Annotated in this window: 7 protein-coding genes and 1 tRNA gene; 4 read left to right on the top strand and 4 right to left on the bottom strand. The window is 73.2% G+C overall.

What is annotated here, in order from left to right:
- Window positions 1-109 precede the first annotated feature (109 nt).
- The 4 genes from ACI783_RS14160 to ACI783_RS14145 form a co-directional block, all read right to left on the bottom strand.
- Window positions 110-919: an Fpg/Nei family DNA glycosylase gene (locus ACI783_RS14160; protein WP_457081482.1), complete on the bottom strand. Its 810-nt coding sequence runs from the start codon at window positions 917-919 to the stop codon at window positions 110-112.
- Between the two features lie 63 nt (window positions 920-982).
- A complete protein-coding gene (locus ACI783_RS14155; protein ID WP_457141032.1) occupies window positions 983-1,357 on the bottom strand; it encodes an FAD-binding domain-containing protein in 375 nt (124 codons plus the stop codon).
- The gene (locus ACI783_RS14150) at window positions 1,354-2,058 is read right to left on the bottom strand and encodes a deoxyribodipyrimidine photo-lyase (protein ID WP_457141031.1); all 705 of its coding nucleotides are present in this window, start codon (window positions 2,056-2,058) and stop codon (window positions 1,354-1,356) included. The genes ACI783_RS14155 and ACI783_RS14150 overlap by 4 nt, the downstream gene beginning before the upstream one ends.
- A 55-nt stretch (window positions 2,059-2,113) precedes the next feature.
- On the bottom strand, window positions 2,114-2,434 hold the full coding sequence (locus ACI783_RS14145; protein WP_457141030.1) for a GNAT family N-acetyltransferase: 321 nt from the start codon (window positions 2,432-2,434) through the stop codon (window positions 2,114-2,116).
- 721 nt (window positions 2,435-3,155) lie between these two features.
- On the opposite strand from ACI783_RS14145, the gene ACI783_RS14140 reads away from it, so the two are divergent.
- The 4 genes from ACI783_RS14140 to ACI783_RS14125 all read left to right on the top strand — a co-directional run bounded on the left by ACI783_RS14140 (window position 3,156) and on the right by ACI783_RS14125 (window position 6,614).
- Entirely contained in the window at window positions 3,156-4,397 is a 1,242-nt protein-coding gene (locus ACI783_RS14140; RefSeq protein WP_457141029.1) for a quaternary amine ABC transporter ATP-binding protein, read from the top strand.
- Window positions 4,390-5,400 carry an ABC transporter permease gene (locus ACI783_RS14135; protein WP_457141028.1) on the top strand — a complete coding sequence of 337 codons (1,011 nt, stop codon included), beginning with the start codon at window positions 4,390-4,392 and terminating at the stop codon, window positions 5,398-5,400. The genes ACI783_RS14140 and ACI783_RS14135 overlap by 8 nt, the downstream gene beginning before the upstream one ends.
- Window positions 5,401-5,491: 91 nt before the next feature.
- The gene (locus ACI783_RS14130; RefSeq protein ID WP_457141027.1) at window positions 5,492-6,418 is read left to right on the top strand and encodes a glycine betaine ABC transporter substrate-binding protein; all 927 of its coding nucleotides are present in this window, start codon (window positions 5,492-5,494) and stop codon (window positions 6,416-6,418) included.
- 123 nt (window positions 6,419-6,541) lie between these two features.
- Window positions 6,542-6,614 (top strand) — tRNA-Arg (locus ACI783_RS14125).
- The last annotated feature ends 9 nt before the right edge of the window (window positions 6,615-6,623 follow it).

Here is a 6,623-nt window from a genome sequence, read left to right as displayed (position 1 = left end):
GGGCGGGGGCCGGGGGGGGGGCGGACCCGCCCGACGACTGGCGTCCGGTCGGCGCTGGGTGATCGTGCCGGTCCGCGGCCGGCTCGGCGTTGTCCATCGGGGCTGACTCCTACACCGCCTGGCACGTGGGGCACCAGTAGAGGTTGCGGCCGACCATCTCCTGCGTGCGGATCTCGGTGTCGTCGATCCGGCAGGGCAGCCCGGTGCGCCGGTAGACGTAGTGGGCGTCGGCGAGCTCGGCCGGGCCCCGCTTGCGCTGCCGGTCGGCCCGCTCCGTGGTGACGATCCGCCCCTCGCGGACGCCGGCCCTCAGGAGCTTCACCAGGTCCGCCCACATCGCCGCCCAGGTGGCCTCGTCGACGTCCTTGCCGAGCCGGAACGGGTTCACCCGGTGCCGGAACAGGATCTCCGCGCGGTAGACGTTGCCGACACCGGCGAGCACCTCCTGGTCCATCAGCAGCGCACCGATGGGCGTCTTCGACCGGCTGATCCGGGCGAACGCCTTCCCCGGGTCCGACCGGCGGCGCAGCGGGTCGGGGCCGAGCCGGCCGAGGATCGCGGTGACCTCCGGCTCGGTGATCACCTCGCACACGGTGGCGCCGCGCAGGTCGGTCCACACCCCGGCGCCGTCCGGGCCGTCGCCCTCCCAGCGCATCCGCAGCGCCCCCTTGGCGGGCGGCGGCGTGCCGGTGCCGGTCGTGTACTTCCCGTACAGGCCCAGGTGCACGTGCACGGTGTCCGGCCCGAACCGGGCGAACAGGTGCTTGCCGTAGGAGGTCACCTCGTCGAGCACCCGGCCGTCGAGCAGCTCGGCGCCGGCGGTGAACCGGCCCTGCGGGCTGGTGACGTGCACCGGGCGGCCGGCGAACAGCTCGTCCTGCTCCTTCGCCAGCCGGAACAGGGTGTGGCCCTCAGGCACGGGCACCTCGCACGATCACGCCGTCCAGCTTCACCTGACCGGGCACCGTCTGCCATGGGAGGGTCAGCGGCGGGTGGCGCGGGTGTAGCGGTCCAGGGCGACCAGACGTTCGTGGGCGTGGTCGACGATCGGCTCGGGGTAGCCGGCCGGGACGCCGCCGGGCGCCGTCCACGGCTCGTGCACGTGCTTCACGTCCAGACCGCGCAGCTCGGGCACCCAGCGCTTCACGTACGTGCCGTCGGGGTCGAACCTCCTGCCCTGGGTGGTCGGGTTGAACACCCGGTAGTACGGCGAGGCGTCGGTGCCGGTGCCGGCGACCCACTGCCAGCCGTGCTGGTTGCTGGCGAGGTCGCCGTCGACCAGGTGCTGCATGAACCAGCGGGCGCCGAGGGTCCACTCCTGGTGCAGGTCCTTGACCAGGAACGAGGCGACGATCATCCGCCGTACTTCAGGTAGGGCGACAGCCGGCTCGTGCCGTTCGTGCCCGGGGTGTCGCGGCCCTCGGCGTAGCCGGGCAGCCGCTCGTCGCGGAACCGGTGCCAGGCCGCGGTCGCCGCGGCCTCCCCGGCCGGGGGCAGGGCGACGCCGTCCAGGTCCGGGGCCGGGGGAGGCTCCTCGGACCGGAGGCCGCTGGTCCAGGGGACGCCGTCCGGGCGGGCGGCGGGGGAGTGCCAGCCGTGCTCCCGCCAGACGCGGGCGAACGGGGAGAAGACCTGGAACGGCGTTCCGTCGCGCTTGACCACCCGGCCCGGGGTGACGGCGTACGGGGAGCCGGTGCGCACCAGCGGCGCCTCGCCCAGCGCCCGTTCGACGGCGGCGTCGCGGCGGCGGCCGTAGGGGCCGGCGTCGGCGGTGACGTGCACGCTCGACGCCCCGACCTCGGCGGCCAGCGCGGGCAGCACCCGCGCCGGGTCCCCGGACCGGAACACCAGGGCGCCACCGGTCTGCTCGCGCAGGTCGGTCAGGCAGTCGAGCAGGAACCGCCGGCGCGGGGCTCCCGACGGCCCCCACAGCCGGTCGTCGAAGACGAAGACGGGTGCGACGTCACCGCCCGGCCCGGCCGCGTCGAGCGCCGCGAGCAGTGCCGGGTGGTCGGCCAGCCGGAGGTCGCGGCGGAACCAGAGCAGCGCGGTGGGCACCCGGCCGAGCCTAGGGACGCCCCTGGCTCACCGCAGGGTCACAGCGGGGGTGCGCTCAGTGGTCGGCGGTGGCCAGGCCGAACGTCGGCTTGTCGTCCTCGGCGACCAGGTCCAGCTCCTCGGGGTGCTCGACCAGGTACTTGCGGACGAACGAGCAGTAGGGGAGCACGGTCAGCCGGCGGTCCCGGGCGGCGACGAGGACGTCGCGCACCAGGCGGGTGCCCAGGCCGCGGCCGCCCATCGCCGGATCGATCTCGGTGTGCGGCAGGGTCATCGAGCCGCCGTCGACGTGGTAACTGGCCAGGCCGACGACGCGCTCCCCGTCGCGGATCTCGAACCGCCCCTTCTCGGGGACGTCCACCACCGTGATGTCCATCTGCTCTCCACCTCCCGCGCCACCGGCGCCGTTGCCGGGGCTCGTTGCGTGCTGAGACAAGGTAGCGGTCACAACACGTTGTCGCCTGCATCTCCTCCGACGAGTTGGACCGCCGTGGCGTTCCCTCCGGCGCGCGCCGGGCGTGGCGGGGCTGCGCCGCGCAGGGGTGGGGAGTGCCCGGACCAGGCGCGCCCGGTGTCCCATCCGGTCACCCGGTGAGAATGGCGACGAGCACATTCTTTGCGATCGCATGAACATCGCAAACACTTCGCAAACCGTGCGTGACCCAGTTCCGGCACGAGTCGGTCGTGTCGCGGTCAGCCCATCGGTACTGGTCAGCGGGGTGCCGCTCGGCTCTCAGGGGGCGTCCCGAGGGCCGACTCGCCCGCCGGTGCAGTGTCGTCCGCCACATCGCCCGGGCGTCACGGGCCGATAACAGAATGGCTCGACCGGGCCATTCGTGCATTTTCCGACCAGCTCCACTGTTAACGTCCTCCACCGAGATGGCGGGTCCTCCCGCCCCCGGCTCGTCGGCCGGCGTCGCGTGAGGCGGGTGGAAGCGCTCGCGGCGTCCCCCGATGCGCCGGAGCCGCGTCGCCAGGCGTTGCTCGCCCGACCAGGGCGGCGCGTCCGGCGGGATGATGAGGCGTTCGACGTCGTTCCCGGAGCGGCGCGCCCAGCTGCGTCCCGCCCGGCGGCCGGGTTCGTCCGACGACGAGAGGTGATCGTGCCCGCGATACATGCCGAGGGGTTGTTCAAGGTCTTCGGTCGGCGTCCCGCAGAAGCGGTGCGCCGGCTCCAGGAGGGGGCGTCCGTCGCCGAGGTCAGGGAGCGGGGCGCGACACCGGCCGTCGTCGACGTCGGCTTCACCGTCGAGCCGGGCGAGATCTTCGTCGTGATGGGGCTCTCCGGCTCCGGCAAGTCGACCTTGATCCGGATGCTCAACGGACTGCTCGAGCCGACCGCCGGCCGGGTGACGATCGGGGACGCCGAACTGACCTCCCTGGACGCCCGCGGAGTGCGCCGCCTGCGCCAGGAGCGGATGAGCATGGTCTTCCAGCACTTCGCGCTCTTCCCGCACCGCTCCGTGCTGGACAACGCCGCCTACGCCCTCGAGGTGCGCGGTGTCGACCGCCGCACCCGCCACGCCCGGGCCCGCGAGGCGCTGGCCGAGGTGGGGCTGGCGGAGCGGGCCGACGCCCGGCCCGACCAGCTCTCCGGCGGCATGAAGCAGCGGGTCGGCCTGGCCCGCGCGCTCGCCGCGGAGACCGACCTGCTGCTCATGGACGAGGCGTTCAGCGCGCTGGACCCGCTGATCCGCCGGGAGATGCAGGACCAGCTGCTGGACCTGCAGTCCCGGCTGGGCAAGACCATCGTCTTCATCACCCACGACCTCAACGAGGCGATGCGGCTGGGTGACCGGGTCATGGTCATGCGCGACGGGCGGGTGGTGCAGCTGGGCACCCCCGAGCAGATCCTGGACCAGCCGGCCGACGACTACGTGGCCTCGTTCCTCGCCGACGTCGACCGCGGCCGGGTGTTCACCGCCGAGCACGTGATGGCGCCTGCCCCGGTGGTGGTGCCCCAGGTCGCCTCGCCGGCGGCCGCGCTGGACGCGATGCACGCCCAGCGCGCCTCCGCGGCCCTGGTGGTCGACGGGCTCGGTCAGCTGACCGGGACGGTCGGCCTCCGGGCAGCCCAGGCCGCGGTCGATGCCGGGCAGCCTGCCCTGAACGGGGCCGTGCGCCCGTCGGTGACCGTCGGACCGGAGACGCGCCTCGCCGACCTGCTCGTGTCCGCCGGTCAGGACCAGCAGCCGGTCGCCGTGGTCGACGACACCAACCGACTCCTGGGCGTCGTCCCGCCCACCGCGGTGCTGGCCGCGCTCGGTGGTGCCACCGCCGAGCCGCCGCGCCCGGGGCCGGCGACCCCCGCCGCGACGAAGGAGGACCCCCGTGGCTGAGACGTCCGTGCGCGCAGCGACCGACAGCGGGTCCGACAGCGAGCTGCTGCCCCGCATCCCGCTCGGCGACTGGATCGACACCGCGTTCGACTGGCTCAGGGACAACTTCGAGCCGGTCTTCGACGGGATCAGCACCGTGACCCGGACCGCCGTCGACGGGCTGGCCGACGCGCTGCTGCTCCTGCCGGCGATCGCGCTGGCCGTGCTGTTCGCCGTCCTCGGTGCCGTCGTCCGGTCGGTCCGGTTCGGCGTCGTGTCGCTCGTGGGCCTGCTGGTGATCATCAGCCTGGAGCTCTGGGAGCCGGCGATGCAGACGCTGGCGCTGATCCTGGTGGCCACCTTCGCCGCGGTCGTCATCGGCGTACCGGTGGGGATCGCGGCCGCACGGAGCGAGCGGGTCAGTGCGGTCGTCCGGCCGGTGCTGGACTTCATGCAGACGATGCCCGCGTTCGTCTACCTGATCCCCGCAGTGACGTTCTTCAGCATCGGGGTCGTCCCCGGCCTGGTCACCACGATCATCTTCGCGCTGCCGCCCGGCGTGCGCCTCACCGAGCTCGGCATCCGGCAGGTCGACCCCGAACTCGTCGAGGCCGGGCACGCCTTCGGCAGCCCGCCCGGTCAGATCCTGCGCCGGGTGCAGCTTCCCCTGGCGCTCCCCACGATCATGGCCGGCATCAACCAGGTGATCATGCTGGCGCTGTCCATGGCCGTGATCGCCGGGCTGATCGGCGCGGGCGGCCTGGGCAGCGTCGTGGTCACCAGCATCTCCCGCCTGGACATCGGACTGGGCTTCGAGGCCGGCCTCGCCGTGGTCATCCTCGCCGTCTACCTGGACCGGCTGACCGGTGCACTCGGCCAGCGCCGTGGGCGGCTCTCCGGTTTCCCGTCCTTCCTCAGCCGCGGTGGCAGCGTCGCCACCAGCCCCGTCGCCAACAGCCGGGGCGTCGACGCGCCGCTGGCCGGCGGCGGTGACCAGAACTCCCGAACCGAACCTGCCCGGTGACCGCACGGGCCCCCACCTCGTGGGAGCCCTCCGCGGACCGGAGCACCAGTGGTGCCGGGGCAGTCGACCGGCACCCGTACGAGAGGATGAGATGAACAAGCACCTGACCACCCGCACCACCCGGATCGCCGCCGGCCTGGCCGCGGTCGCCCTCACCGCCACCGCCTGCGGCGGGGACAGCGACACCGACGCCACCGCGGACGGCGGCGCCACCAGCGGCGCGGCCTGCGAGTCGGTGAACCTGGGCTTCATCCCGTCCTGGACCGACGGGCTGAGCATCGCCTGGCTGTGGGACGGGATCCTCGACGAGCAGGGCATCGAGGTCGAGATGACCGAGATCGCCGACGCCGCGCCGCTCTACGCCGGCCTGGCCGGTGGCGACGTCGACGTGTACCCCTCCGCCTGGTCGGAGGTCACCCACGCCGACTACATGGCCGAGTACGGCGACCAGCTCGAGGACCTCGGGGCCTGGTACGAGGGCGCGAAGCTGACCTTCGCCGTCCCCGAGTACACCGACATCTCCTCGATCGCCGACCTGGCCGGCAACGCCGACATGTTCGGCGGCCGGATCGTCGGCATCGAGCCGGGCGCCGGGCTGACCCGGACGACGAGGGAGAGCGTCATGCCGGCCTACGGGCTGGAGGGCGACTACACCCTGGTGGAGTCCTCGACGACGGCGATGCTCGCCGAGCTGCAGTCGGCGACCGAGGCCGACGAGGACATCGTCGTCACCCTGTGGCGGCCGTTCTGGGCCAACAGCGAGTTCCCGGTCAAGGACCTCGAGGACCCGCAGGGTGCGCTGGGCGACGCCGAGGGGCTGCACACCCTGGCCCGTGAGGGCTTCTCCGACGACTGCGCCGACGTCGCGTCGATGATGGAGAACTTCTCCCTGACCGACGAGCAGTACGGCTCGCTGGAGAACATGGTCGTCAACGAGTACGGCGAGGGCCGGTACGACGAGGCCGTCCAGGCCTGGCTCGAGGAGAACCCGGACTTCGTGGACTCCCTGCAGAGCTGATCGTCCGCCGCGCTCGGCGCGGCAGCAGTGAGGGGCTCGACGGCGACGCCGTCGGGCCCCTCACCCTTCCGGGCCCGCGCCTCGTCGGGCGCGGGCGGGCCGCATGCCAGGATGGACGCCGCCGCCCCCGTAGCTCAGGGGATAGAGCATCGGTTTCCTAAACCGTGTGCCGCAGGTTCGAATCCTGCCGGGGGCACTGCCGTGG

This window comes from Modestobacter sp. SYSU DS0511 (assembly GCF_054050755.1).
This window is presented reverse-complemented; position numbering and strand designations above follow the sequence as displayed.